General features: G+C 65.7%; 29 protein-coding genes and 1 tRNA gene. 9 read left to right on the forward strand and 21 right to left on the reverse strand.

Going from position 1 to position 26,151, the window contains the following annotated elements:
- Positions 1-98: 98 nt before the first annotated feature.
- Positions 99-272 (reverse strand): hypothetical protein, encoded by a 174-nt coding sequence (locus B843_RS13860; protein WP_155895150.1) that lies wholly within the window; start codon positions 270-272, stop codon positions 99-101.
- 83 nt (positions 273-355) lie between these two features.
- On the opposite strand from B843_RS13860, the gene B843_RS10590 reads away from it, so the two are divergent.
- Entirely contained in the window at positions 356-868 is a 513-nt protein-coding gene (locus B843_RS10590) for a hypothetical protein (RefSeq protein ID WP_025253475.1), read from the forward strand.
- 164 nt (positions 869-1,032) lie between these two features.
- The gene (locus B843_RS14125) at positions 1,033-1,725 is read left to right on the forward strand and encodes an excalibur calcium-binding domain-containing protein (protein ID WP_244877325.1); all 693 of its coding nucleotides are present in this window, start codon (positions 1,033-1,035) and stop codon (positions 1,723-1,725) included.
- Positions 1,726-1,783: 58 nt separating this feature from the next.
- On the opposite strand, the gene B843_RS10600 is transcribed toward B843_RS14125, so the two are convergent.
- Positions 1,784-1,865 (reverse strand) — tRNA-Leu (locus B843_RS10600).
- Between the two features lie 156 nt (positions 1,866-2,021).
- Between B843_RS10600 and B843_RS10605 the strand changes: the two genes are divergently transcribed.
- A complete protein-coding gene (locus tag B843_RS10605; RefSeq protein ID WP_034651517.1) occupies positions 2,022-2,453 on the forward strand; it encodes a hypothetical protein in 432 nt (143 codons plus the stop codon).
- A 15-nt stretch (positions 2,454-2,468) separates the two neighbouring features.
- A complete protein-coding gene (locus B843_RS10610; RefSeq protein WP_025253478.1) occupies positions 2,469-2,825 on the forward strand; it encodes a DUF3817 domain-containing protein in 357 nt (118 codons plus the stop codon).
- A gap of 413 nt (positions 2,826-3,238) precedes the next feature.
- Here the strand turns inward: B843_RS10610 and rdgB are convergent, their stop codons facing one another.
- The 8 genes from rdgB to clpS all read right to left on the reverse strand — a co-directional run bounded on the left by rdgB (position 3,239) and on the right by clpS (position 9,005).
- Positions 3,239-3,856 carry an RdgB/HAM1 family non-canonical purine NTP pyrophosphatase gene (rdgB, locus tag B843_RS10615; RefSeq protein ID WP_025253479.1) on the reverse strand — a complete coding sequence of 206 codons (618 nt, stop codon included), beginning with the start codon at positions 3,854-3,856 and terminating at the stop codon, positions 3,239-3,241.
- Between the two features lie 2 nt (positions 3,857-3,858).
- Entirely contained in the window at positions 3,859-4,590 is a 732-nt protein-coding gene (gene rph / locus B843_RS10620; protein ID WP_025253480.1) for a ribonuclease PH, read from the reverse strand.
- 63 nt (positions 4,591-4,653) lie between these two features.
- Positions 4,654-5,421, reverse strand: a complete 768-nt coding sequence (locus tag B843_RS10625; RefSeq protein WP_025253481.1) for an MBL fold metallo-hydrolase — start codon at positions 5,419-5,421, stop codon at positions 4,654-4,656.
- Positions 5,422-5,483: 62 nt separating this feature from the next.
- Complete coding sequence (murI, locus tag B843_RS10630; protein ID WP_025253482.1) at positions 5,484-6,302, reverse strand: glutamate racemase; 819 nt, start codon at positions 6,300-6,302, stop codon at positions 5,484-5,486.
- A gap of 82 nt (positions 6,303-6,384) precedes the next feature.
- Complete coding sequence (locus tag B843_RS10635) at positions 6,385-6,996, reverse strand: rhomboid family intramembrane serine protease (protein ID WP_051483584.1); 612 nt, start codon at positions 6,994-6,996, stop codon at positions 6,385-6,387.
- A 95-nt stretch (positions 6,997-7,091) separates the two neighbouring features.
- The gene (locus B843_RS10640; protein WP_025253484.1) at positions 7,092-8,036 is read right to left on the reverse strand and encodes a P1 family peptidase; all 945 of its coding nucleotides are present in this window, start codon (positions 8,034-8,036) and stop codon (positions 7,092-7,094) included.
- Positions 8,033-8,581: a DUF2017 domain-containing protein gene (locus B843_RS10645; RefSeq protein ID WP_025253485.1), complete on the reverse strand. Its 549-nt coding sequence runs from the start codon at positions 8,579-8,581 to the stop codon at positions 8,033-8,035. Before B843_RS10645 ends, B843_RS10640 begins: the two co-directional genes overlap by 4 nt.
- An 82-nt stretch (positions 8,582-8,663) precedes the next feature.
- On the reverse strand, positions 8,664-9,005 hold the full coding sequence (clpS, locus tag B843_RS10650) for an ATP-dependent Clp protease adapter ClpS (RefSeq protein WP_025253486.1): 342 nt from the start codon (positions 9,003-9,005) through the stop codon (positions 8,664-8,666).
- Between the two features lie 151 nt (positions 9,006-9,156).
- On the opposite strand from clpS, the gene B843_RS10655 reads away from it, so the two are divergent.
- The 3 genes from B843_RS10655 to B843_RS10665 all read left to right on the forward strand — a co-directional run bounded on the left by B843_RS10655 (position 9,157) and on the right by B843_RS10665 (position 13,146).
- Positions 9,157-9,714: a CAP domain-containing protein gene (locus B843_RS10655; protein ID WP_025253487.1), complete on the forward strand. Its 558-nt coding sequence runs from the start codon at positions 9,157-9,159 to the stop codon at positions 9,712-9,714.
- An 89-nt stretch (positions 9,715-9,803) separates the two neighbouring features.
- A complete protein-coding gene (locus B843_RS10660; RefSeq protein ID WP_025253488.1) occupies positions 9,804-11,120 on the forward strand; it encodes a nicotinate phosphoribosyltransferase in 1,317 nt (438 codons plus the stop codon).
- A 37-nt stretch (positions 11,121-11,157) separates the two neighbouring features.
- A complete protein-coding gene (locus tag B843_RS10665; protein ID WP_051483501.1) occupies positions 11,158-13,146 on the forward strand; it encodes an ATP-dependent DNA helicase in 1,989 nt (662 codons plus the stop codon).
- Between the two features lie 20 nt (positions 13,147-13,166).
- Here the strand turns inward: B843_RS10665 and B843_RS10670 are convergent, their stop codons facing one another.
- From B843_RS10670 to nrdF, 4 genes are all read right to left on the reverse strand, one after another.
- On the reverse strand, positions 13,167-13,916 hold the full coding sequence (locus B843_RS10670; protein WP_025253490.1) for an aminoacyl-tRNA hydrolase: 750 nt from the start codon (positions 13,914-13,916) through the stop codon (positions 13,167-13,169).
- Complete coding sequence (gene serB, locus B843_RS10675; protein WP_051483502.1) at positions 13,909-15,207, reverse strand: phosphoserine phosphatase SerB; 1,299 nt, start codon at positions 15,205-15,207, stop codon at positions 13,909-13,911. The genes B843_RS10670 and serB overlap by 8 nt, the downstream gene beginning before the upstream one ends.
- Before the next feature lie 87 nt (positions 15,208-15,294).
- Entirely contained in the window at positions 15,295-17,022 is a 1,728-nt protein-coding gene (ctaD, locus tag B843_RS10680) for an aa3-type cytochrome oxidase subunit I (RefSeq protein ID WP_025253492.1), read from the reverse strand.
- A 446-nt stretch (positions 17,023-17,468) separates the two neighbouring features.
- Positions 17,469-18,455 (reverse strand): class 1b ribonucleoside-diphosphate reductase subunit beta, encoded by a 987-nt coding sequence (gene nrdF / locus B843_RS10685; RefSeq protein ID WP_025253493.1) that lies wholly within the window; start codon positions 18,453-18,455, stop codon positions 17,469-17,471.
- A gap of 461 nt (positions 18,456-18,916) precedes the next feature.
- Here nrdF and B843_RS10690 point away from each other — a divergent pair, with 461 nt between their 5' ends.
- Positions 18,917-19,402, forward strand: a complete 486-nt coding sequence (locus tag B843_RS10690) for a ferritin (protein ID WP_025253494.1) — start codon at positions 18,917-18,919, stop codon at positions 19,400-19,402.
- A 92-nt stretch (positions 19,403-19,494) separates the two neighbouring features.
- Here B843_RS10690 and nrdE read toward each other — a convergent pair whose 3' ends face one another.
- The 4 genes from nrdE to ykgO all read right to left on the reverse strand — a co-directional run bounded on the left by nrdE (position 19,495) and on the right by ykgO (position 23,291).
- Complete coding sequence (gene nrdE, locus B843_RS10695) at positions 19,495-21,648, reverse strand: class 1b ribonucleoside-diphosphate reductase subunit alpha (RefSeq protein ID WP_025253495.1); 2,154 nt, start codon at positions 21,646-21,648, stop codon at positions 19,495-19,497.
- Between the two features lie 149 nt (positions 21,649-21,797).
- Positions 21,798-22,235 carry a class Ib ribonucleoside-diphosphate reductase assembly flavoprotein NrdI gene (gene nrdI, locus B843_RS10700; RefSeq protein ID WP_025253496.1) on the reverse strand — a complete coding sequence of 146 codons (438 nt, stop codon included), beginning with the start codon at positions 22,233-22,235 and terminating at the stop codon, positions 21,798-21,800.
- A gap of 86 nt (positions 22,236-22,321) precedes the next feature.
- On the reverse strand, positions 22,322-22,555 hold the full coding sequence (gene nrdH, locus B843_RS10705; RefSeq protein ID WP_025253497.1) for a glutaredoxin-like protein NrdH: 234 nt from the start codon (positions 22,553-22,555) through the stop codon (positions 22,322-22,324).
- A gap of 613 nt (positions 22,556-23,168) precedes the next feature.
- Positions 23,169-23,291 carry a type B 50S ribosomal protein L36 gene (ykgO, locus tag B843_RS10710; RefSeq protein WP_005511141.1) on the reverse strand — a complete coding sequence of 41 codons (123 nt, stop codon included), beginning with the start codon at positions 23,289-23,291 and terminating at the stop codon, positions 23,169-23,171.
- Positions 23,292-23,529: 238 nt separating this feature from the next.
- On the opposite strand from ykgO, the gene nadE reads away from it, so the two are divergent.
- Positions 23,530-24,369, forward strand: a complete 840-nt coding sequence (gene nadE / locus B843_RS10715) for an ammonia-dependent NAD(+) synthetase (protein WP_025253498.1) — start codon at positions 23,530-23,532, stop codon at positions 24,367-24,369.
- 3 nt (positions 24,370-24,372) lie between these two features.
- Here nadE and B843_RS10720 read toward each other — a convergent pair whose 3' ends face one another.
- From B843_RS10720 to B843_RS10730, 3 genes are all read right to left on the reverse strand, one after another.
- Positions 24,373-25,116 (reverse strand): fructosamine kinase family protein, encoded by a 744-nt coding sequence (locus tag B843_RS10720; RefSeq protein WP_025253499.1) that lies wholly within the window; start codon positions 25,114-25,116, stop codon positions 24,373-24,375.
- A 5-nt stretch (positions 25,117-25,121) separates the two neighbouring features.
- On the reverse strand, positions 25,122-25,550 hold the full coding sequence (locus tag B843_RS10725; protein ID WP_025253500.1) for a pyridoxamine 5'-phosphate oxidase family protein: 429 nt from the start codon (positions 25,548-25,550) through the stop codon (positions 25,122-25,124).
- A gap of 156 nt (positions 25,551-25,706) precedes the next feature.
- Complete coding sequence (locus B843_RS10730; RefSeq protein WP_025253501.1) at positions 25,707-26,102, reverse strand: aspartate 1-decarboxylase; 396 nt, start codon at positions 26,100-26,102, stop codon at positions 25,707-25,709.
- Positions 26,103-26,151 lie beyond the last annotated feature (49 nt).

Genomic DNA, 26,151 nt, shown 5'->3' on the forward strand with positions numbered 1-26,151 from the left:
TAAAAGGTGAGGGTTTTGTCATCTTTCGAGTACCCCGGCGTGTCATAAATCTCAATTGATGCCCGCTATGACGATGTTGGCAATATTGGCAAAAACGCCTAGGAGCTGCGCAAAGCCTCTTCGACGGCCTGTTTCACGGCCTCGAGATCCTGCGCCCCATTCTCCCCCGCAGGCGTCTCGAAGATCTCGCACGGCCCCGCCTCTTCCGCGTCCGCCCGGACAGAAATCTTCTTCGCGGCCACATATTCGTCGAAATCGCAGGAGATGCTCATGACAAACAATTTTAGATGTTTTAAGCTAAGATTCTCCTTAACGTTTTCTTATTTCCTCACGCCTCATGTATAGGAACTCTTATATGCGCCACACCTTCGGCGTTGTTGGCGTCCTCGGCGCCGCGCTTCTGCTTTCCGCCTGCTCCACCCAGCAGGTCACCCCGCTCGCAGTCACCGTCAACGAGACCGCCACCGAGGCGACCCCCAGCGGCGTCTCCTCCCCCACCGCCACCGTCAGCGCCGATACGTCCACGCGGGTCACGGGCACCGCCATCACCATCGCCGCCGCCGAGCCCGTCGCCCACATCACCGGCGACCACACCGTCATGGGCTGCGGCGTCCCCTCGATCCACGCGATCGGCACCACCTTCTACAACGACGGCACCACCGCGTACACCGAGGACTGCGCCACCCTCATGAAGGCCCAAGCCGCCGCGGGCGAGGGCGCCATCCGCTGCCCCGGGACCACCACCTTCGTCACCGACCCCCAGGGCTGCCTGTCCAGCGCCAGCTCCTCCAACCCAGCGCTCGACTTCATCAACAACCTGCGCCTGCCCCAGTTCTGCGACATTTTCCCCCAAGACCGCAGCTGCTAGCGCTGTCGCTTGTCGACGGCCAAAGGCCGCGAACCTTGGCGTCGACAAGCAGCAGCCACCATCGGGTGGTGAGTTTCCTTTTCAACGCCTGCTCAGGGTAAGAAGAAAACTGAGCCGCGGCATCCCCCTCGCGCCGCCGCGCAAGAAAGGAACTCGCCATGAGCGTGAGCTCGGGACAGTATAAGAGCCCGTTTTTCCGTCAGATCCTCGCCTGGATCGCCCTTGTCCTCGGACTGCTCGTCATGTTCGCCGCGGGGATCTCCCTCGACAGCGTGCTGTTCGGCCTGGCCCTCATCGTGCCCGCCGGGTGGTGGTTCCTGCACGAGCGCGCCGTGAGACGCAACCCGACCGGCCCCCGACTCAAGCGCCACTGGGGCATGATCTCGGCCGTGGCGGCGGCGCTCTTCGTCGCGGGAGGGGCCGCCGCCCCCGACCCCGAGCCCACCGTTGAGCCTGCCAGCGACACGGCCACGGTAACCTCGACCAGCGCCGCGCCAACTGCCAGCAAGACGGCGAGCAAAACCACGAGCACGGCCTCAAGCACGACCACGCGCGCGACGACGTCCTCCGCCGAGCCCACGCCCACGATCCCGGCCACCGGCGAGGCCGTAGTCGCCGACCTCCCAGCGGCCGACGCCCACGCCGACGTCCCAGCCGTTACACCCGCCCCCGTGCAGCAGAACTTCGTCGCCCCGGTGGCCCCCGCGGCGGTGCCCGCGCAGGAGGCCCCCGCGCAGTCGGCCTACTACGCCAACTGCGCCGCCGCCCGCGCCGCCGGCGCCGCTCCCCTGTACGCTGGGTCCCCCGGCTACCGAGCCGCCCTCGACCGCGACAACGACGGCGTCGCCTGCGAGTAGCCCACTCCCCCAATCGCCGAAGCGGCCGGCCCCCGCATCGAGGACCGGCCGCTTTTTGTGCGCCTGGGGAGACTTGAACTCCCACGTCAAAAGACACTGGAACCTAAATCCAGCGCGTCTGCCAATTCCGCCACAGGCGCAAAGCATTCGTGGTGCGAGACGCACCCGATGCACGAATTCACAGTATAAGGGGTGCCCGCGCGTTTTTGCCAAATCCCCAATCGGGGTGCGGTTAACGCGCCTTTTTGAGGGCACGGTCCTCAAACTTTGGTTGGAACAAGGTAGAGTATCCCCTTGTGAGTTCCCAACCTGATACCCCGCGTCCAGCGTCGAAGGGCCGACACTTCAAAGTCCGCGTGTGGCACGTGTTGTTCCTCATCGTCCTCGTCGCGGCGACGTTGGGCCTCGCGTGGTGGCAATGGACGAGGTTCCGCTCCGGCTCGGGCACGTTCCAGAACCTAGGCTACGCCTTCCAGTGGCCGTTCTTCGGGGCCTTCTTCGTCTTCGCCTACAAGAAGATCCTCGAGTACGAGAACGACAAGTACGACCAGGAGCACGGGATCTCCGCCGACGGCGAGCCTGCCGAGCCGACCACCTACGTCGCGCCGGTGAAGAAGTCCGGCCCCGAGGAGATCGACGCCGACTTCATGCCCGAACGCCCCACCATGAGCGTTGAGGAATTCAACCAACAGTTTCAGCCGCGCCGTCATCGCGGGGAGAACAACTAGTTTTCAAGGATGAATATGACTAACTCGAACACCATTCACCCAGAGCGCAAGCGCCGCGTTGCCCAGGCCTTAAGGCTGTTCTCCATCGCGGCATGGGTCACCGGTGTGTGGCTCCTCGTGCTGGTTACCCGCATGATTCTCGACTACGGCCTGCACATGGACATCCCGACCTGGGCCCGCTACATCGGCCAGGTCCACGGCTTCTTCTACATGCTGTACCTGGTCGCCACCTTGAACCTGGGCACCAAGGCGCGCTGGGAGCCAGCGAAGTGGGTCGTCACCGCGCTGGCCGGCACCATCCCGTTCCTGTCCTTCTTCGTGGAGAACTGGCGCCGCAAGGAAGTGACCAAGGAGTTCCAGCTCGATCAGTAGCAGTCGCTTCACGACGACGCGCTGCCCCAGACGGCGCTTTTTCTTGCCCGCGGGATGCCCCGCGGGCTGTTTTCTTTTTGGCGCTGTCGCGCCGCGGCTAAAGCCTCCGCCCGGATTCCGGCAGACCGGCACCCGGCTTGCAAAGAAGCGCTTTTTTGACGAGCCCTCGCCCGAAAAACCGCAGGTGGCGTTTTCCCGGGACTGTCAAAGAAGCGCTCGTTTGCCCGAAACCCGCCAGCCGCACCGCCAGGTGCGCGGATTCGGGCCACGCCCCGGCAAATCGCCGCGCATCTGTGCCCCGCCCGCACCCAAACGCGCAGGTCGCCTCCCCGCGAAAACGACAAACGCGCGGATTCTGGCCGAGCCCGGCCAGAATCCGCGCATCTGAGTAAAAGGCTGCAGTCCTGGTGCCGCTAGGCGGCCAGCCCCCGGATCACCTCCACCAGCTGCGCCAGCGCACGCGCGCGGTGGGAGATCGCGTTCTTCTCCTCCGGCGCCATCTCGGCGGACGCGCGCCTGGTACCCGCGGCGTCCTCCTCGGCGGGGACGAACAGCGGGTCGTAGCCGAAGCCGTTCTCGCCCTGCTCTGCGCGCAGCAGGCGCCCCGGCCAGCGGCCCTCGACCACGTGCTCCTCGCCGGAGGGGGTCACCAGCGCGCACACGGAGACGAAGGCGGCCTGGCGGCGCTCGTCGGGCACGTCGGCCATCTGGGCCAGAAGCAGGTCGTTGTTGGCCTGGTCGTCGCCGTGGGAGCCCGACCAGCGCGCGGACAGCGTGCCCGGCATGCCGTTGAGCTCGTCGACGGCGATGCCGGAGTCGTCGGCGATCGTCACGAGCCCGGAGTGGGCGACGCCAGCGCGGGCCTTGATGAGCGCGTTGTCCGCGAAGGTCCGGCCGTCCTCGACCGGCTCCGGGTAGGATGCGACAGCGGACAAGGGCAGCACCTCGACGCCCGAGATCCCCGCGCCCTCGAGGATGACCACCAGCTCGCGGAGCTTCTTTGCGTTGTTGGAGGCAAGCAGGATTTGCATCTTTAGATCCCCAGCGCGGCCTTCTGGGCCGCGATCAGCTCGCGGCAGCCCTTCTCCGCGTAGTCGAGAAGCTCGCCGAGCTGGGCGCGGCCGAAGGTGTTGTGCTCGCCGGTGCCCTGGATCTCGACGAACTCGCCCGAGTCGGTCATGACCACGTTCATGTCCACCTCGGCGCGGGAGTCCTCCTCGTAGGGCAGGTCGAGGCAGACGTGGCCGTCGATGAGGCCGACGGAGACGGCGGCCACCGGCGGGAGCAGCGGCTCGCCCGGGACCACGCCCGCGGCCTTGAGGGCGGCGATCGCGTCGGCAAGCGCGACGTAGGCGCCGGTGATCGAGGCGGTGCGGGTGCCGCCGTCGGCCTGAAGCACGTCGCAGTCGATGTTGATGGTGTTCTCACCCAGCTCTGACAGGTCCACGGCGGCGCGCAGCGAGCGGCCCACTAGGCGGGAAATCTCGTGGGTGCGGCCCTTGACCTTGCCCTTCATGGACTCGCGCGGCATGCGCTCGTGGGTCGCGGCCGGGAGCATGGCGTACTCGGCCGTCAGCCATCCCTCGCCGGAGTCCTTCTTGAAGCGCGGCACGCCGAACTCGATGGAGGCGGTGCACATGACGCGGGTGTTGCCGAACTCGACGAGCACGCTGCCCGCGGGGTTGGTGGTGAACCCGCGGGTGATCTTCACGGTGCGCATCTGGTCGGTGGCGCGCCCATCGGCGCGGGTGAAAGTTTCAGTCATGGCTCAAACCTTACCCCGGCACGGGCGCCCAGCCAGGCGTAGCCGTCGACAAGCGACAGCTGGCTAGAGGGAGAGCTCGAGCCCCGGCGCGCCGAAGCGGATCTCGCCGTCGAACTCGCGGCGGGCGGCGGCGATGGCCTCGTCGGGGTCGCCCCACGGCGGGATGTGGACGAGCACCAGCAGCTTCACCCCGGCTAGGCGCGCGATGCGGCCGGCCTCCTCGCCGGACATGTGCATGTTCGGCGCCTTGCCCTCGCTGGTATCGCCCCAGGTCGCCTCGCAGAGGAAGACCTCGGCGCCGCGGGCGCAGGTGACGAGCTCGTCGGTGTAGGCGCTGTCGCCGGAGTAGGCGAGCACCTTGCCGGTGTGGTTATCCTCGACGCGCAGGGCGTAGGTCTCGATCGGGTGAATGACCGGGAACGGGGTGATCGTGCAGGCGTCGACCAGCTCGGTGTGGCCCTTGCGCCAAGCGGAGAAGGCGAAAGTGTCCGACATGTCGTCGACCTCGTCGAGGGAGTCGGCGCTGATGCGGCCCAGGTGAACCGGGGCGTCGGCGGGGCCGAGGCAGAAGTTGCGGCCCTTCGCCGGTGCCTCCGGGTGGAAGCGGCGCCACACGAGCAGCCCCGGGAAGTCGAGGCAGTGGTCGGCGTGCAGGTGGCTGAACACGACGTGCGCGTCGCAGGGGTCCTGGACCTCCTGCAGGCGTGCCAGCACGCCCGGACCGATGTCCATGAGCACGCTGGGCGCGTTGTCGAAGGAAAGCAGGTAGCCCGACGCCGGGTTGCCCGGCTGGCCCATGCTTCCGGAGCTTCCGAGAATGGTCACCTTCATGGGTTTTACTTTTTCATGAGTTCCGTCGATTTGTGGAATTTTGGCGTGGATTGCCTAAAAAATTACAGCCCCTTCGCGTGTTCGACGTGGGTCACATGCGGGCCGAGGAAGCGGGTCGACAGCTGCGCGAACAGCTCCGGGTCACCGGTCGACTCGAATACCTTGGTCGGTTGGGGGTTGTTGACCTCGTCGGCGAGCAGATCCATGTCGTTGAGCGTGCGCATGACGTCCTTGGTGGTCTCCTCGGACGAGGACACGAGCGTGACGTTGTCGCCGATAGCTAGCTGGATCACGCCGGTGAGCAGCGGGTAGTGGGTGCAGCCGAGCACGAGCGTGTCCACGCCCGCGGCCTGCAGCGGCTCCACGTAGGCCTCCGCGACGCCCAGGATCTGGCGGCCGGAGGTGATGCCGCGCTCGACGAACTCGACGAACTGCGGGCAGGCCTGCGCGTAGGCCTCGACGGTGGGGTTGACGGAGAAGAGGTCCTGGTAGGCGCCGGAGTTGATGGTTCCCTTGGTGCCGATCACTCCGATCTTGCCGTTGCGGGTGGTCGCGATCGCGCGGCGCACGGCCGGCTGGATCACCTCGATGACGGGCACGTCGTAGCGCTCGCGGGCGTCGCGCAGGCACGCCGACGAGGCCGTGTTGCAGGCGATGACGATCATCTTGCACCCGCGCGCGACCAGCTCGTCGGCGATCGCCAGCGCGTGCTCGCGCACCTTTTGAATCGGCAGCGGCCCGTACGGCCCGTTCTTCGTGTCGCCGATGTAGATGACCGACTCGTTGGGCATCTGCTCGATGATCTTGCGCGCCACGGTGAGCCCGCCCACGCCGGAGTCGAAAATTCCAATGGGGGAACTGGGGGTGATCTCCTGGTCCACGTGCATCCTTCTTACGTTGCTTTCGCTTGTCGACGCCTACGGCCTCGAACCCACAAACTCTACTCCGCCTCACCCGGGTTTTCTAGCGCTGCAGCCGCTTCTGCTCCCGGCGCGCCTTGAGCGCCGGCGGGTCGTCGGAGGTGATCACCGCGCCGGAGACGATGCCGCCGATCGCGCCGAAGAGGTGGCCCTGCCAGCTCACGCCCGCCTCCACCGGGAACACACCCCAGACGAGCCCGCCGTAGACGAACGCCAGCACCACGCCCAGGACCACCTGAACGAGCGAGCGGTTGAAGATGCCGCGGATGATGAGGTAGGCCAGCCAGCCGTAGATGAGCCCGGAGGCGCCGATGTGGGTGGTGCCCACGCCGCCGAAGAACCACGTGCCCAGGCCGCCGAGCACGCAGGAGATGGCCGTGACCTCCCAGAACACCCGCGCGCCAGACAGCCCGATGAGGAAGCAGAAGATGGCGCCGGGGACGGTGTTCGCCCACAGGTGCGCCCACGAGCCGTGCAGCAGCGGGGAGGTGAAGATGTGCCACAGCGAGGCGAGGTCGAGCGGGTGCACGCCGAAGGCGTTGAGCGCCCCGCCGAACACGCCGAAGTTGATGATGTGCACCATCCAGATGGTGGCCACGTAGCCGAACGCCAGCCCGATGCCCGTGCCCACCCGCGCGCTCGGGCCATTGACCACGGTGCCGTCGCGGCGGGTGCGGTGGGGCGACGCGTAGCTGCCGTACTCGTCGAAGGGGTTGTACTCGCTCACTGGTGCTGGGCTCCTCGCGGGGGTTAGGACTGTGCTATCTCGCGCCAGGCGGTCACGCCGTAGCCGGGGGCCGCCCCGCGCACGGCGTCCGCGATGGCGCCTGCCACCACCGTAGCCGCGGCGGCGCTCAGCTGCATCATCTCGGGGATGCCGACGCCCGTACCATCAGCCGTCGACAAGCAAAACAGCGTGTCGCCGTCGAGCGGCGAGTGGGCCGGGCGGACCGCGACCGCTATGCCGTCGTGGCCGACCATCGCCAGACGCTTGGCCTGCGCCTTCGAGATGGGCGCGTCGGTGGCGATGACGCCGATCGTGGTGTTGAGCTTGCTGGCCAGCGGCACGAGCTTCGAGAACGCCTCCGCATCCACGCGGGCGCCGTGCGGGTCGGCCCACAGGGCGCCGGACTCGGCGTCGACGACCGCGCCCACCGGGTTGGCCACGACGAAGGCCTCGACCGTCCACTCCCCCACCGCTACGTTCGCGCGGCCGAAGCCGCCGCGCAGGGCGCCCGCGGTGGCCGCGCACCCGGCGCCGACGGAGGTGCCGTTCGCCTCCCGCGCGGATTCTTCGGAGAAGGCCGCCTCCACCGCGCTCGCCCCGTCTTCGGCGGTGGGCCGGTGCGCGGCGTCGCCGACGAGGAGGTCGAAGATCACCGCGCCCGGCACGATGGGCACGATGGGTCCGGGGCGCCCCTCGCCCAGCACGGGGAAGCCGATGCCGCGCGACTCGAGCGCGCGCATGACCCCGCCCGCGGTGTCGAGCCCGTAGGCGGAGCCGCCGGTCAGCAGGATCGCGTGGACGCGCTGGACGGTGTTGGCGGGGTCGAGCAGGTCGGTCTCCCTGGTGCCGGGGCCGCCGCCGCGCACGTCCACCGAGCACACGGCGGAGTCGGGGGCGACGAGCACCGAGCAGCCGGTGTCGCCGAGGCTTGTGTGGCCGAGCAGCAGGCCGTCGATGGTGGTTTTCACGGCAGCGGCCCCATCATGGCGTTGAGCAGGGTCTCCTGGTTGTAGGCCAGCCACTCGACGAGGCTGTCACGGTCGGCCTTCGCCTCGGGCGGGCCCGCGACCTCGCTGGAGGCGAGGTAAAGGCGGATGTCGTTGGTGGCCGCAAGCCACGCCTTGGCCTGGTTCTCGTCGAGGGTGACGTTGACGGAGCCGTCGGGCCCGATCGCCTGGGCGATGACCTGCAGGTTCTCCAGCTTGGCGCGGGTGATGTCGTTCTCGTGGAGGGAGCGCAGAAGGGCGTTGTCGCCCTCGAACTCCTCGTCGCCCGCCTTCTCGAAATCGGGCAGCAGCCGCGCGAGCCCCGGGTCGGTGGGCGGCTCCTTGTGGCCCGAGGTGATTCCGGTGAGCTCCTCCAACGGGTCGCGCGGGACCGACTGCGCCCTGGCGATGAGCGCCTCGCTCACGGTGGCTGCGAGGTCGCCGAGCACCTCTCGCTCCATCGGCTCTAGCACGCAGGTGTACCGCGGCTTGGACAACAGCCCCTTCTTTTTCTTCCACGCCTGCATGGTCCCTCTTCCCCTACTGCCCTTTCTTCCCGTGCTTTCCCTTATTCTTTCGATGCCCTTGGTGGCATCCCTCTCGGCGCCGCTAGCCGCCCTGCTGCATCGTGGCCCACAGCCCGGCCGTCTGCAGCTTCTTCACGTCGGCCTCCACCTTGTCGCGCTCGCCGGAGGACACGACGGCCTTGCCCTCGGTGTGCACCTGCATCATGAGCTCGACCGCGCGCTTCTTGGAATAGCCCAGCACGGTCTGGAACACGTAGGTCACGTAGCTCATGAGGTTGACGGGATCGTCCCACACGATGCACATCCACGGGAGGTTTTCCGAGGACGCGACCTCGATCTCCACCCGTTCGTCCAGCTCAGGGGTGGCCATCGGCATGGACGCCGTGGGCACACCGAACTCGTTGGCGCGTTCGCTTTCATACATGCCTTTCATAGTAGTGCCATTTGCGGTTTCCCCACCTCCAGGTGGCTTAGCTTGTCGACGCCTACGGCAACGCACGTGCATTCCCACCCGAAGCCAGGTACAAATTGGATAAGGCATCCATTAATTTTCCCTTCGCCGAACGGAAACCCCGATGAACCACCTCACCGAGGCGCTCGATAACCTCACCCAGGCGCTGAACCTCGGGCGGCTTTCGATCTCCGCGCAGGTGTTCTTGCTCCTCAGCGCGCTCATCGCCGCGGTGCTTGGGCTTGCCGCGGGCGGGCAGCTGGGACCGGTGCTGCCCGCGCCGAGCGACCCGCCAGCCACCGGGATCGAGAAGCCCATCGACGCCTCGCGGCTCGACGCCGACGCCGAGATCAAGTCGACCCTGTTCCTGTCCATCGCCGAGACCCGGGCCACCGCAGGGCGGGGCCCGCTGGGCATGGGCGCCGACCTCGAGTCCCGCGCGCAGACCATCGCCGAGCGCAACGCACACGCCGGCAAGTACTCCCCCGCCGGCAGCCAGGCGGGCATGACGATCCTCCAGTCGGCCCTGCCCTACGACCAGGCGTCCGCGGGCGCGTTCATCACCGCGCTGCTGGCGGACCCGGCGAGCAACCAGGCCCTGGGCTCGGAGACCGCGACCAACGTCGGCATCGGCGTGGCCAGCGCCGAGGGGCAGACCTGGGTGGTCGTCGCGCTGTCCTAGGCGCCGCGGCCGCCGGGCGTAGCCGTCGACAAGCGAAAAACGCGCGGGAGACGACGAGCCGTGCTGAAAGAAGGGCTACAGTATGAGGGGTGACTGCTAACACATCAACGGCCCTTCTTACCGACATGTACGAGCTGACCATGCTGAAGTCGGCTCTCGCGGACGGCACCGCCTTCCGCCAGTGCACCTTCGAGGTCTTCGCGCGGCGCCTACAAAACGAGCGCCGCTACGGCGTCGTCGCCGGAACCCCGCGCGTGCTCGAGGCCGTGACCGACTTTGTGTTCACCGAGGAGCAGCTCGCCTCGCTCACCTTCCTCGACGAGCGCACCCTCGACTACCTGCGCGGCTACCGCTTCTCCGGGCAGATCGACGGCTACCGCGAGGGAGAACTGTACTTCCCCAACTCGCCGATCCTCACCGTGCGCGGCACCTTCGCCGAGTGCGTGATCCTCGAGACGCTCATCCTGTCCATCATGAACGCGGACTCCGCCGTCGCCTCGGCGGCCGCCCGCATGGTCACCGCCGCCGACGGCCGCCCGATCCTGGAGATGGGCTCCCGCCGCACCCACGAGGCCGCCGCGGTCACCGCCACCCGCGCCGCCTACCTCGCGGGCTTCGTGGGAACCTCCAACCTGGAGGCCGTCTACCGCTACGGCATCCCGGGCTCCGGCACCGCCGCGCACGCCTGGACGCTGCTGCACATCAACGAGGACGGCACCCCGAACGAGGAGGCCGCCTTCCGTTCGCAGATCGAGACCCTGGGCGTGGACACCGTCCTGCTCGTGGACACCTACGACATCACCAAGGGCGTGCAGACGGCCATCGGCGTCGCCGGCACTGAGCTCGGCGGCGTGCGCATCGACTCCGGCGACCTCGGCGTGATGACCCGCAAGGTCCGACAGGAGCTCGACGCCCTCGGCGCCTACAACACCCGCATCGTCGTCTCCTCCGACCTGGACGAGTACGCCATCGCCGGCCTGCGCGGCGAGCCCGTCGACTCCTTCGGCGTGGGCACCTCCGTGGTCACCGGCTCCGGCGCCCCGACCGCGGCCATGGTGTACAAGCTCGTCGAGGTGGAGGGCCACCCGGTGGCCAAGCGCTCCCGCGGCAAGAACACCGTGGGCGGCGGCAAGCGCGCGCTGCGCACCCACCGCGCCACCGGCACCGCCGTGGAGGAGGTCGTCTACCCCTTCAACGCCGAGCCGCCGACCTTCAACAATCTCAACGTCACCGAGCTGACCATCCCGCTCATGCGCGACGGCGAGATCGTCGAGGGGCTGCCCACGCTCGAGGAGTCCCGCGAGTACCTGGCCAAGCAGCTGGTCACCCTCCCGTGGGAGGGACTCGCCCTGTCGAAGGACGAGCCGGTGCTGTCCACCCGATTCGTCGGCTTCGACGCACAGTAGTACCCTGCCCCCGCTTTTAGACCCCAAAAGGTGTTGAGTGTCGCCCTCCCCCAGCCCTGAGTCCACCGACGTCCCCTTGACTAGCTCCACCACCGAGCTGCTCGCCCACGCCGTCGAGGCGCTGGGGGGTTCCACCCGCGCGGGGCAGGTGGCCATGGCGGAGGCCGTGACCAAGGCCCTGGAGTCGGAGCGGCACCTAGCCGTGCAGGCCGGCACCGGCACCGGCAAGTCGCTGGCGTATCTCGTGCCCGCCATCGCGCACGCCCAGGCCACCGACACCACCGTCATCGTCTCCACCGCCACCATCGCGCTGCAGCGACAGCTGGTCGACCGCGACCTGCCCCGGCTCGCCGACGCCCTCGAGCCGCACCTTGGCCGCCGCCCCACCTTCGCCATCATGAAGGGGCGCTCCAACTACCTGTGCATGAACAAGATTGGCGCCGCCGAGGACCCCGAGGACGCGCTCATCGACGAGGAGGAGCTCAGCTGGCTCGGCCGCCACATCGCGCGCATCCACGAGTGGGCCAACGAGACCGAGACCGGCGACCGCGACTCGCTCGACCCCGGCGTGCCCGACCTCGCCTGGAAGCAGGTGAGCGTCTCGGCGCAGGAGTGCATCGGCGCCAGCCGCTGCCCGCACGGCGAGGCCTGCTTCGCCGAGGCCGCCCGCCGCAAGGCCCAGGACGTCGACGTCATCGTCACCAACCACGCAATGCTCGCCATCGACGCCCTCTCCGACGCGACCATCCTGCCCGAGCACGACGTGGTCATCGTCGACGAGGCCCACGAGCTCGACGGGCGCATCACCTCCGTTGCCACCACCGAGATCGGCGTCACCGCGCTGACGATGTCCGCCCGCCGCGCAGGCAAGCTCGGCGCCAGCGGTTCCGACGAGAAGCTGGTCGACGTGGCCAAGGAGTGGGAGCAGCACATGCTCGGCCTCGAGCCGGGACGCCTCGAGGTGCTTTCCGACGAGCTGCGCCCCCTGCTCGTCGCCCTCCGCGACGCCATCTGGCGCTGCAAGGAGGCCATCGCCCACTCGCCCACCGGCGAGGCCGCCAACGACCCGGAGCGCAACGCCGAGCGGCTCTCGCTGGCCAACCACCTCACCGACCAGCACGACGGCGTGGTGCGCATCCTCGAGGTCTTCGACGAGGAGGACCCCGCCAAGCAGCTCGACGTCGTGTGGGTCAACCACGACGAGCGCCGCGGGGTCACGCTCAAGGTCGCCCCGCTCTCCGTGGCGGGGCTGCTCAACACCCGCCTGTTCGCCGAGAACACCGTGGTGCTCGCCTCCGCGACGCTGACCATCGGCGGCAACTTCGACGCCATGGCCGCCAGCTGGGGCCTGGCGAAGGGCACCTGGGACTGCCTCGACGCGGGCACGCCCTTCGACCCCGCGAAGGCGGGCATCCTCTACGTGCCCCGCCACGTCCCCTACCCCGGCCGCGACGGGCTCAGCGACCAGACGCTCGACGAGATCTACGAGCTCATCATGGCCGCCGGCGGGCGCACTCTGGGGTTGTTTTCCTCCCGCCGCGCCGCCGTCCAGGCCACGGAGGCCATGCGCGAGCGACTGCCCTTCGACGTGCTCTGCCAGGGCGACGATTCGACCGGCGTGCTCGTCGAGCGCTTCTCCAAGCAGGAGAACACCTGCCTGTTCGGCACCTTGAGCCTCTGGCAGGGCGTCGACGTCCCCGGTCGCTCCTGCTCGCTGGTCATCATGGACAAGATCCCCTTCCCCCGCCCCGACGACCCGCTGCTGCAGGCGCGCAAGGAGGCCGCCGACGCCGAGGGCCGCAACGGCTTCATGGAGGTCGCGGCCACCCACGCCGCGCTGCTCATGGCGCAGGGCGCGGGCCGTCTGCTCCGCCGGGTCAGCGACCGGGGCGTCGTCGCCGTCCTCGACAAGCGGCTGGTGGAGAAGCGCTACGGCAGCTTCCTGCTCAACTCCATGCCGCGCTTCTGGCGCACCAGCGATCCCCAGGTCGTCCGCTCAGCGCTCAAGCGCCTGGTTGCTTCCTAGCTTGTCGACGCCAAGGCAGTCTAGCTCAAGGGGCGGCGCAGCGCGCACACCGTGATCGAGTTGGGCGCCACCTCGGTGAACCCGGCGTCTTGAACCAGCACCGCGCCCTCCGCCGCGCAGCACCGCGCGAACTCGGCGGCATCCACCCCGCGCACCTGCAGGTCGAAGCCGGTTGCCGCCCACGCGCGGGCCTCCTCCTCGGTCATGGCCGCCGCGAGCAGCATGGAGGCGTGGCCTACCTGCGCGGCCGCCTTCCCCGCGGACATGGTCAAATCCCGGTCGACGTAGAGCGTGGGGACGTCGCGGACGGGGATCGTGGCGTAGTCGACCTGCGGCAGGTCGGTGTTGCCGATCTGCAGCTTCGCGATGAGCGGGTCGACCTCGCTCACCGCACTCGGGACGAAGGCCCGGGCCTGCGCGGTGCCGTGCGTGACCGTCACCCCGGGCAGGTTCTGGACGTGGGTCCAGCCGCTGTTCCTCGAGCGCCGGGCCACCTTGCGGATGCGGTGCCCGTACCAGTTCTTCAGCCCCTCCCAGAAGGCGCCGTCTTCGCCTGCTCGATCGTCGAGGCACACGCCGACGACCGCGCGCGCAGCGGCCGCGAGGACGTCGTTACGCGCGGGCGGGTCCTGCTTGGGCAGGTTGAGCACGATCTGCATGGCCTGGATCGTGCTGGGGTCGTCCGGGTCCTCGGGGTCGCGTTTCCAATTGCGATCCCCGCAGTAGGCGGAGAGACGCTCGTGGGCGATGGCGAAGGCGTCCTTAGACACGCTGCTCCAGGGGGACGCGGCGCAGGGTGCCCTCTTCCTCCTCGGCGGCGTCGATCTCGGCGCGGGTGATGCCCAGCATGTGCAGCACCTCGTCGAGGAAGGGCGAGTTGACGCTCGTGTCGGCGATCTCGCGCAGGGCGGGCTTGGCGTTGAAGGCGACGCCGAGGCCCGCGGCGGAGATCATGTCGATGTCGTTGGCGCCGTCGCCCACGGCGACGGTCTGGTGCATCTCGAGGCCGGAGTCGGCGGCGAACTCGCGGAGGAACTGCGCCTTGGCGGCGCGGTCGACGACCTTGCCGAGCACGCGGCCGGTGAGCTTGCCGTCGACGATCTCCAGGGTGTTGGCGCGCACGTAGTCGAGGTCGAGATCCTTGGCCAGGTCCTCGAGAACCTGAATGAAGCCGCCGGAGACCACAGCCGCCTTGTAGCCCAGGCGCTTGAGGGTGCGGATGGTGGTGCGGGCGCCTGGGGTGAGCTTGATGTCCTTGGCCACCTCGTCGATGACGGAAGCGTCAAGCCCCGCGAGGGTCTTCACGCGCTCGCGGAGGGAGTGCTCGAAGTCGAGCTCGCCGCGCATGGCGCGCTCGGTGACCTCGGCGACCTCCTTCTCCTTGCCCGCGTGGGCGGCGAGCATCTCGATGACCTCGCCGGTGATGAGGGTGGAGTCGCAGTCGAAGCAGATGAGCCGCTTGGAGCGGCGCAAAAGGCCCGCGCGCTCGATGGCGATGTCCACGCCCAGCTCCGGGGTGAGCTCGGCCAGCGCCTTGCGCAGCGGGATGCCGCCGCCGGGTGCTGCGTTGGCAACGGTGATCTTCATTTCGATGCCGGTGACGGGGTAGTCGGCGATTCCGCGAATGGTATCGATGTTCGCGTTGTAGTCGGCCAGGGTCTGGCCGATGCGGGAGATCGCCTTGGCGGAGACCGGGTTGCCGAGGATGACTACCTCATGGGTGGAGCGCGGGCGGGAGGACTCGGCGACGTCCTGAATCTCCACCGTGACCTTCTGCCCGTAGCCCTTGAGCGTCTCGTTCAGGCCCTCCTTGAGGGTGTCCAGCCCCTCCGGCTTGAGCCCCACGAAGGCGGCCAGCGAAAGGAAGCCGCGGAACTGGGACTGTTCCACGTCGAGGAGCTGGATCCCGTTGGCGGCGAGTACTCGGAAGAAGGCGGCGGTCACGCCCTGGCGGTCAGGGCCGGAAACGGTGACGACCGCGGGGGCGAGCCCCTCGCCCAGCGCCACGGTCAGGTTGGAAGCGTCAGTAGTAGTCACACACAGTATTGTTTCATGTGCCATCCCGGACACGCCAAAATCCCCCCATTTCGTCCAAGACGAAATGGGGGGATTTTCGTAATTTCAGTCAGCGAGGAAGGGATGCTTCCACTAGACGTTTGCTGGCTGCTTGTTCACCGGCTCGGTGTGGTGGCCAACGTGTGCCTCGCGGCGCATGCGCTCCACCATGTGCGGGTAGTGCAGCTCGAACGCAGGACGCTCGGAACGGATACGCGGCAGCGAGGTGAAGTTGTGGCGAGGCGGCGGGCAGGAGGTAGCCCACTCGAGGGAGTTGCCGTAACCCCACGGATCGTCGACGGTGACGATCTCGCCGTAACGCCAGGACTTGAAGACGTTCCAGATGAGCGGGATGACGGACATACCCAGCACGAAGGAGAAGATCGTGGAAACCTGGTTGTAGATGGTGAAGCCGTCGGACTCGAGGTAGTCGGCGTAACGACGCGGCATACCCATGTTGCCCACCCAGTGCTGAACCAGGAAGGTACCGTGGAAGCCGACGAAGGTCAGCCAGAAGTGAATCTTGCCCAGGCGCTCGTCCAGCATACGACCGGTCATCTTCGGGAACCAGAAGTACACACCGGCGAAGGATGCGAACACCACGGTACCGAACAGGGTGTAGTGGAAGTGAGCGATCAGGAAGTAGGACTCAGCGATCTGGAAGTCCAGCGGCGGGGAGGCCAGCATGATGCCGGTCAAGCCACCGAAGAGGAAGGTAACCAGGAAGCCGACCGCGAAGGTCATCGGGGTCTCCCAGGTGATGTGGCCGCGCCACATGGTGCCCAGCCAGTTGAAGAACTTCACACCGGTCGGAACCGAGATGAGGAAGGTCATGAAGGAGAAGAACGGCAGCAGGACGGCACCGGTGACGAACATGTGGTGAGCCCACACGGCCATGGACAGGGTACCGATGGACAGGGTCGCGAAGACCAGGCCGATGTAGCCGAACATGGGCTTGCGGGAGAACACCGGGAGGACCTCGGAGACGATGCCGAAGAACGGCAGTGCCAGGACGTAGACCTCAGGGTGGCCGAAGAACCAGAACAGGTGCTGCCAGAGCACGCCGCCGCCGTTACCCGGATCGAAGATGTGGCCGCCGAGCTTACGGTCGTACAGGACGCCGAGGGCCGCGGAGGTCAGCAGCGGGAAGATCATCAGGACGATGATGGAGGCAACGAAGATGTTCCAGCAGAAGATCGGCAGGCGGAACATGGTCATACCCGGTGCGCGGAGGCAGATGAGGGTGGTGATCATGTTGATCGCGGAAGCAATGGTACCGACACCGGTTGCGCCGACGCCGACGATCCAGAAGTCGGTGCCCACGCCCGGGGAGTGGATGGAGTCGGCCAGCGGCAGGTACATGGTCCAGCCGTAGTCAGCCGCGCCACCAGGGGTGAGGAAGCCGGCCAGCATGGCAACCACGCCGATCTGGGTGACCCAGAAGCCGAAGGCGTTCAGACGCGGGAAGGCAACGTCGGGTGCGCCAATCTGCAGCGGCAGAACGTAGTTGGCAAAGCCCCAGACGATCGGGGTACCGAACGCCAGCAGCATGATGGTGCCGTGCATGGTGAACAGCTGGTTGAACTGCTCGTTGGACAGGAACTGAAGTCCCGGGGAGAAGAGCTCTGCGCGGATGAGCAGAGCCATGAGGCCACCGACGAAGAACCAGACGAAGGACATCACGATGTACATGATGCCGAGCAGCTTGTGGTCGGTGGTGGTTAGCATTTTCCAGGCCAGCTCGCCCTTGCGGGCCCCGCCGGTCGGTGCGGGCCTGGTGGGCTCGGAGTAATTCTCCAGCCTTGGCGCCACAGCGGTCATACGATCCTCCTGACTAAGGGTTACCTCTACTACGAGAGTAAAGGCATCCAAAATTTACACTGCCTAATCCTATGGCAGCATAAGCCTTGAAGCCAGCCACTTCTGGCTGGGTTGCCCACTACTTTAACCGGCCAAAACACTTTTCCGAAACATTTTTAATGGCCAAAGCCACAAAGGACGCAGCTAGGCACCCTTTTGGCCAAATTTAAGTGACTGGCACCACATTTGTGACGCCTGTGAAGCGGGGTGAATACCCCCACCCGTAACCCCCCGTATGCCCCCAACAGTATTCAACCTAAAGGTTGATGATTGTGTCGCACCACGCGCTCCCCCACCAAAGAGGTTAGGCCGCGCAAAATGGGCAAGGCGGCACCCCACGCATCATGACAGATGCCCGAGGTGCCGCCGAATAAAATTAGGCTAGCCTGCTCTTTTTAGCGCGCCGACTAGAAGTCCCAGTCCTCATCGGTGGTGTTCTCCGCCTTGCCGATGACGTAGGACGAGCCGGAGCCGGAGAAGAAGTCGTGGTTCTCGTCGGCGTTCGGCGACAGGGCCGAGAGGATGGCCGGCGACACGCGGCACTCGTCCACCGGGAAGAGCCCCTCGTAGCCGAGGTTGTTCAGCGCCTTGTTGGCGTTGTAGCGCAGGAATCGCTTGACGTCCTCAGTCCAGCCCAGCGGATCGTAGAGATCCTCGGTGTACTTGGTCTCGTTGTCATAGAGGTCGTAGAGCAGATCGAAGGTGTACTCCTTCAGCTCGTCGCGGTGCGCCAGGTCGGTCTCCGCGAGCCCGACCTGGTACTTGTAGCCAATGTAGTAGCCGTGGACGGCCTCGTCGCGGATGATGAGGCGGATGATGTCGGCGGTGTTGGTCAGCTTGGCGTGGCTCGACCAGTACATCGGCAGGTAGAAGCCGGAGTAGAAGAGGAAGGACTCGAGCAGCGTCGAGGCGACCTTGCGCTTCAGCGGATCATCGCCTTCGTAGTAGGACAGGATGATCTTCGCCTTGCGCTGGAGGTTCTCGTTCTCCTCTGACCAGCGGAAGGCCTCGTTGATCTCCTTGGTGGAGGCCAGCGTCATGAAGATGTTGGAGTAGCTCTTTGCGTGCACGCTCTCCATGAAGGCGATGTTGGTGTACACCGACTCCTCGTGCAGCGTCTTCGCGTCCGGAAGCATCGACACCGCGCCCACGGTGCCCTGGATCGTATCCAGGAGGGTGAGGCCGGTGAACACGCGCATGGTGGTCTGCTTCTCGAGGTCGTTGAGCGTGCCCCAGCTCTTGATGTCGTTAGACACCGGCACCTTCTCAGGGAGCCAGAAGTTTCCGGTGAGTCGATCCCACACCTCGAGGTCCTTCTCGTCCTCAATCTCGTTCCAGTTGATGGCGCTCACGGGCTTGGGGTGAGAAGAGATATAGGAATCGTAGTTTTCCATAGCGGTGAATTGCTCCTAAACGTTTCTTCCAGCCACAGTCACAGTGTCGTGCCGCGCAACGTCCCTTATATATAGAGGTATCCTCCGGCGCGGCACCGTGGAAGGAAAATCGACGATATACAAGCGCTCAGCCTACTCTAAAAATCGGCCCAAAGCACCTCCCGCAAGCGCCCTCCCAGGGCCGCCAACTTCCCGTTTAATCATTCATAGATATGTGATGTTGCACACATTTCGCACCCGCGCCAGCGCCACCGATTTTCGCCACACCGCTCCCCTTAACCCAAAAAACGCGATTCCACCCGCCCATATAGAAGCCCGTGACCACGTCATTTAGATAACTGTCAATTAACAATACCCATTGATTGATTAGCTTTACCTCAATAAGGTGCGGGCGCAGAATTACCGGTAATGGTTGCCTAACCACAGCTGACGCGGCCAAAAACCGTCTTTACAATGCAGGTATGAGCATCAACGAGAAACTAGCAACCGCACTGAACAATCAAGTCACCGCCGAGCTCGAGGCCTCCGTCGTCTACCTCCAGCTGTCCTACATCCTCGACGACCTGAGCCTGACCGGCATGAGCTCTTGGATGAAGAAGCAGTCCAAGGAGGAGCAGGACCACGCCGACGCTTTCTCCCGTCACCTCCTCGACCGCGACTACACCCCGCAGATCGGCGACATCAACCCGCCCAAGGTCGACGTGTCCACCGCCATCGAGGCGTTCGAGGCATCGCTCGCCCACGAGCAGAAGGTCACCGCGCTCATTCGCGAGCTGGCCATCCTCTCCGACTCCGTCAAGGACTACGAGTCCCGCCCGCTGATCGACAAGTTCCTCCAGGAGCAGATCGAGGAAGAGGCCACCGTCAAGGAGATCCTCGACCGTCTGCGCATGGCCGACACCGGCACCGGCCTGCTCCGCCTCGACGACGAGCTCGGCTCCCGCTAGCATTCGCTTTCCGACGCCTACGGCGCCGTAGGCGTCGACAAGCAAACAAAAACTGCCTCCCACCTTTCGGTGCGAGGCAGTTTCCCTATGCCTTAAAGCATGCAGGAGACGCACCCCTCGATCTCCGTGCCCTCCAGCGCCACCTGGCGCAGGCGGATGTAGTAGAGGGTCTTAATGCCCTTGCGCCACGCGTAGATCTGCGCGCGGTTGATGTCGCGGGTGGTCACGGTGTCCTTGAAGAACAGCGTCAGAGACAGGCCCTGGTCGACGTACTTCGTGGCCACCGCGTAGGTGTCGATGACCTTCTCGTAGCCGATCTCGTAGGCGTCCTTATAGTACTCCAGGTTTTCGTTGTCCATGTGCGGCGCCGGGTAGTAGACGCGGCCGATCTTGCCCTCCTTGCGGATCTCGATCTTGGAGGCGATCGGGTGGATCGACGAGGTGGAGTTGTTGATGTACGAGATGGAGCCGGTCGGCGGCACCGCCTGCAGGTAGCGGTTGAAGATTCCGTCCGCCTGCACGTCCTTCTTCAGCTGCTCCCACTCCTCCGCGCTCGGGGTGTGGATGGAGGAGGCCGCAAACAGCTCCTTCACCCGCTCGGTCTTGGGCGCGAACTCGGCCGGGTCGAAGCGGTCGAAGTAGGCGCCGGAGGCGTAATCGGAGTCGGCGAAGCCCTCGAAGGCGTGGCCGCGCTCGACCGCCAGCTTGTGGGAGGCGCGCAGGCACTGGTACAGCACGGCGGCGAAGTAGGCGTTGGTGAAGTCCAAGCCCTCCTCGGAGCCGTAGTGGATGTGCTCGCGCCCCAAGAAACCGTGCAGGTTCATCTGGCCCAGGCCGATGGCGTGGGCCGCCTCGTTGCCCTTACGAATGCTCGGGACGGAGTCGATGGAGGTCTGCTCGGAGACGGCCGTGAGCCCGCGGATCGCGGTCTCGATGGTATTGCCGAAGTCCGGGGAGTCCATGGTCATGGCGATATTGAGCGAACCCAGGTTGCAGGAGATGTCCTCACCGACGCGCGAGTAGCTCAGGTCGTCGTTGTAGGTCGACGGAGTGTTGACCTGCAGGATCTCGGAGCAAAGGTTGGACATGTTGACCCGGCCCGCGATCGGGTTGGCCTTGTTGACGGTGTCCTCGAACATGATGTACGGGTAGCCGGACTCGAACTGGATCTCCGCCAGGGTCTGGAAGAACTCGCGGGCGTTGATCTTCTTCTTCTTGATCCGCGGGTCCTCGACCATCTCCTCGTAGTGCTCGGTCACCGACAGGTCGGCGAAAGGCACGCCGTAGATGCGCTCGACGTCGTACGGGGAGAACAGGTACATGTCCTCGTTGCGCTTGGCAAGCTCGAAGGTGATGTCCGGGATGACCACGCCGAGGGACAGGGTCTTGATGCGGACCTTCTCGTCGGCGTTCTCGCGCTTGGTGTCGAGGAAGCTGAGGATGTCCGGGTGGTGGGCGTTGAGGTACACGGCACCGGCGCCCTGGCGGGCACCCAGCTGGTTGGCGTAGGAGAAGGAGTCCTCGAGCAGCTTCATCACGGGGATGACGCCGGAAGACTGGTTCTCGATGTGCTTGATCGGCGCGCCCGCCTCGCGCAGGTTGGACAGGAGCAGCGCCACGCCGCCGCCGCGCTTGGACAGCTGCAGCGCGGAGTTGATGGCGCGGCCGATGGACTCCATGTTGTCCTCGATGCGCAGGAGGAAGCAGGACACGGGCTCGCCGCGCTGCGCCTTGCCGCAGTTGAGGAAGGTCGGGGTGGCCGGCTGGAAGCGGCCGGTCATGATCTCGTCGACCAGGTTGGAGGCGAGCTTCTGGTCGCCTGCGGCCAGCGTGAGGGCGACCATGCACACGCGGTCCTCGAAGCGCTCGAGGTAGCGGCGACCGTCGAAGGTCTTCAGCGTGTAGGAGGTGTAGTACTTGTAGGCGCCGAGGAAGGTGGGGAACCGGAACTTGTGCGCGTAGGCCTGCTTGAACAGGGACTTAATGAAGTCGAACTCGTACTTGCCCACGACCTCCGGGTCGTAGTACTTGTTCTTGATCAGGTAATCGAACTTCTCCTCCAGGTCGTGGAAGAAGACCGTGTTCTGGTTAACGTGCTGCAGGAAGAACTGGTTCGCGGCCTCGCGGTCCTTGTCGAACTGGATCTTTCCCTCGGCGTCGTAGAGGTTCAAAAGCGCGTTGAGCGCATGGTAATCAAGTTGCTCGGCGATGCTGGCCGGCTCGGCGACGAGGCGTCCGACGTTCATGCTCTTCTCACTCACTAGTACTACCGCACCTTTTCTTCTTGTAGTTTCACGTTCATTCAGTTATCCGCGAAGCAACCGCGCTGCGGGCCTGTGGCCCGCCGTCATTTCGCATTGTATATAGATCGCCCGACACGCACCGTGTGCGTTGGCTAGCTGGCCGTTTCCGGGACGAGGCCCAGCGACTCGGCGTTGTCTGTGAGCCCGCCTCGAACCAACCGAACGTCCTCCTCGGTGCCGAGAAGCTCGTAGCGGTACACGTAAGGCACCCCGCACTTCTGGGAGATGACGTCGCCCGCCTTGCCGAAGTCCGTGCCGAAGTTGGAGTTTCCGCCCGAGATCACCGCCCTGATGAGCGAACGGTTGTGCTCGTTGTTGAGGAAGCGAATGACCTGCCCCGGAACGGGCCTCGTGTTCTGGTGGCTGATCGAGGCCCCGCCGCCATAGGTGGGACAGACCAGCACGTAGGGCTCGTCCACAACAAGTTCCGGCTCGCTCTTGCGCATCGGGATCCGCTGGGCGGGGAACCCGAGCTTCTCCACGAACTTCTTGGTGTTCTCCGTGGCGGATGAGTAGTAGACGACGAGCATGGAATGCTCACCTTCCTTCGACATACAAACGCCCTCCCGCCATCGATGAACGGGAGGGCTGAACGTTCGAGGTTCTTGCCTTTGCCCTATGCGACCTGGGCAGCCAGCGAGCTGATGCGCTCCGGGCGGAAGCCGGACCAGTGCTCGCCGTTGGCCTCCACGACCGGGGCCTGCAGGTAGCCGAGCGCCATGACGTAGTCGCGGGCCTCGTCGTCAACGCTGATGTCCACCAGGTCGTAGTCGAGGCCGGCGCGATCCAAGGCCTTCTTGGTTGCATTGCACTGGACGCAAGCGGGCTTGGTGTAAACGGTAATCGACATGGCGTATCCCTCTAAAGTGTCAACGTTATAAGGTCGGGCAAAAACATTCGGCCAAACGAATCTTCGGGGGTTTCCTGACCCCGCTTCAACCGCGCGGACGGGACGTTTCCCACCCCTTCTAGCGGCCTTTTAAGGCCTCGCGCGGCGTTCGTGGCGACTGAGATAGACACTATACTTTGTGCCAAATTCCCGCAACCATCCCAACATGTAGTGGCTCCGGCAGGCATTTCCCCAGCACATCCTCGGCCACGGCACCACATGTTGCGACCCGACGCTCAGGAAAATCACACGATTGTGACTCCCTTAAATTACATTCCTGCGGTTTTCCTGCGAAGCGCCTCAAAACTATGACCTAATCCACTTTTTAATTCGATTGTGACGATTTCCTACCCCTCCGCGCCCGCCCAGACAAGCGCCTAACCGAAAACGCCGTTCGTCAAGAGCATACTCTTTACCCCTCCCCCACGCACTCCCCTCGGTTGCCACACGGCGCCCGCGGCGAGGGTGGGACGGGCTCCCCCAACGCCCCAGGGGCCCCTTTCCTTCACCGAGCCACCTGCCCATGCAAAAAGCGCCCGCCCCGAAGGGCGAGCGCTTTTCAAAAACCAAGGAATTAGCCCTGGCGAGCCTTGAAACGAGGCTCCTTCTTGTTGATCACGTAGACCTTGCCGCGACGACGCACAACCTGAGCGCCCGGCTTGTTCTTCAGCGACCGAAGGGACTTGCGGACCTTCATCGGGCGCTCCTTTCTTTAGATCCCGAACGCGAAGCAAGAAAGCTTCGCTACTTCTTTCAGCGGCGGCTTGTCACCCACCAAACGCGGCGAGGCAGCCAGCCACGACACGAGGAATTATGTTATAACAGTTCGCCCCCAAATACCAAACCCTCCCCCGCGACGGAAACTGCGAGGCGCCGCCGCCGCAAAACGGCCACCGCCCTGTTGCTTAATAGAAATTCGCTCTAGGATAGTCACCATGACTACTACTTCTGCAACCCAGCAAGCCATCATCGACGCCCTCGAGACCCGCCCGGAGATCATCCCGGCCGAGGAGGTCGCCCGGCGCGTGGAGTTCCTCGCCAGCTACGTCCGAAGTACCGGAACGAAGGGCTTCGCCCTCGGCATCTCAGGCGGCCAGGACTCGACGCTGGCGGGCAGGCTCGCCCAGCTGGCTGTGGAGAAGCTTCGCGGGGAGGGCCTCGAGGCCAGCTTCTACGCCATCCGCCTCCCCTACGGCGTGCAGGCGGACGAGGCGGACGCGCAGACGTCCCTCCAGTTCATCAAGCCCGATCACTCGGTGGTCATCAATATTAAGGAGTCCACCGACGCCGCCGAGCGCGCCACTGCCACCGCCCTAGGCGTCGAGGAGCTCAGCGACTTCAACAAGGGCAACATCAAGGCCCGTGAGCGCATGGTCGCCCAGTACGCGCTGGCCGGCGAGAAGCGCCTGCTGGTGATCGGCACCGACCACGCGGCGGAGAACGTCACGGGTTTCTTCACCAAGTTCGGCGACGGCGGCGCCGACATCCTCCCCCTCTTCGGCCTGTCCAAGCGCCAGGGCGCAGCCCTCTTGCGCCACCTCGGCGCGCCGGAGTCCACCTGGCAGAAGGTCCCCACCGCGGACCTGGAGGAGGACCGCCCGGCGCTGCCGGACGAGGTCGCCCTCGGGGTGAGCTACAAGGAGATCGACGACTACATCGAGGGCACCAGCGAGGTGTCCGAGGCCTCCCGCGCCCGCATCGAGCACCTGTGGAACGTCGGCCAGCACAAGCGCCACCTGCCGGTCACCCCGCAGGACACCTGGTGGAAGAACTAAAGATCACAGCAGCGCCCGCCGCACCCTCCCCGCGCAGCGCATGAGCTCGCGCCCGTACCCCGCGCCGTGCGTCACCGCGTGCACGGCCAGGGGGTGCAGCTGGTGCAGCGGGATGAGCTCCCGCCAGCCCGCGGGCGCGTTTCCCGCGGAGACGTAGCCGGAGAAGATCGACTCAAGGTACGGCGCCCCGAACAGGTCGAGCATCGCCAGGTCCGTGACGGGGTGCCCGCCGTGGGCGGCCGGGTCGATGAACACCGGCCCGGACTTGCCAAAGAGCAGGTTTCCCGCCCACAGGTCCCCGTGGATGCGGGCTGGCTCGCCGGGGAAGTCCACGGCCTTCAATTCGTCCATGAGGCAAGCCACCTCCTGGGCGTCGGAAAGCGACAGCGTGCCCAGCGCGACCGCCTTTTCGACGAAGAACAGCACGCGCTGGGACGCGTAGAAATCGAACCAGCTCTCGCGCGGGATGCACAGCTCTACCTGCGTGCCGATGTAGTTGGGGCCGTCCCAGCCCGCGGGAGGGCTGCCGAAGCCCGGCGCGCCGAGGGCGTGGATGCCAGCCAGCGCCACCCCGGCCTCGAAGGCGGACTCCGGCGTGGGCGCGACTGTCTCGATCGTCTCCGTCGCGAGGTACCCCTCCGACACCTCTATGACCCGGGCCACCGGCGCGCCCGCCTCACCCAACCACGAAAGCCCGGCGGCCTCCGCGAAGGCTGCACCGGGCTGTGAAGGGCGCTTGATAAACAATGCCGTTAGTAGCGCTCCGGCTCGTCGCCGAGCTCGAAGTAGCGCCCGGAGATCGACGTCGGGGTGATCTTGACCCAGTTGTACTTCAGCGTCGGGATCCACGGCTTGAGCGGCAGCGCGTCCGCCTTGTGGATCTCGGCGAGGTCGGTGACAACGCCTGCCTGCCCCTTGATGACAACGCTCCACGCGTTCTCGCCCTCGACGTGGTCGACCTCGAAGAGCACGTCGTGGTTGAGGTTCAGGCTAAACAGCTTGTTGCCCTCGGCCGTGCGGAAGTAAACGGCGCCCTCGCTGATGACGTAGTTGACGGGGAAAATGTCCATGTCATCCTTGCGGCGGACGACCAAGCGGCCCATCGACTGCGTGCCCAAGAACTCCATGGACTCCTCGGGTTCGAGGACGGTGATCGGATCGGTTCCTTCGATGTAAGTCATGTATCAATTCTCCCACCATGGCCGAGTCCTGCGGCACATCCACCCCTATTCGTGACCTAGGTTGCCCCCTTTAGGGTTGGTCGCCCCGGTCGCACTCGCTTGTCGACGCCCGACTCCTTCCGGGCGGGCCCGAACCGGGGTAGCAAGCCACCCGCCCTACTGAACGGTGACGTCGATGCCCGGCCCGTCGATCGGGCGCGGCTCGGTCAGCGGGTAGTGCAGGCGCTCGACGATCTCGTTGTTCTCGCCGATGATGAGCGCCGGCGCGCCCGGGAAGGACTCGGCGAGCTGGTAGGCCATGACGATGCAGATGTCGCCCGGCCGGCCCAAGCGGGCGGCGCCGCCGTTGAGCGCGAACACGCCCTTCTTGCCCGGCAGCGCGTAGGTGGTGAAGCGCTCGCCGTTGGTCACGTTCGCGACGTCGACGCGCTCGTACGGCTCGATGTTCGCCTCGGCCATGATCTCGGCGTCGATGGTGACGCTGCCGATGTAGTCGAGCTCGGCCTCGGTCACGCAGATGCGGTGGATCTTGCCGGAGATGAAGGTCTTCACTTGATGGGCCCCTCAGAGGTTGTTCAACAGAATTTGGAACATGCTATAC

It is taken from the genome of Corynebacterium vitaeruminis DSM 20294, assembly GCF_000550805.1.
Taxonomy (GTDB): Bacteria; Actinomycetota; Actinomycetes; order Mycobacteriales; family Mycobacteriaceae; genus Corynebacterium; species Corynebacterium vitaeruminis.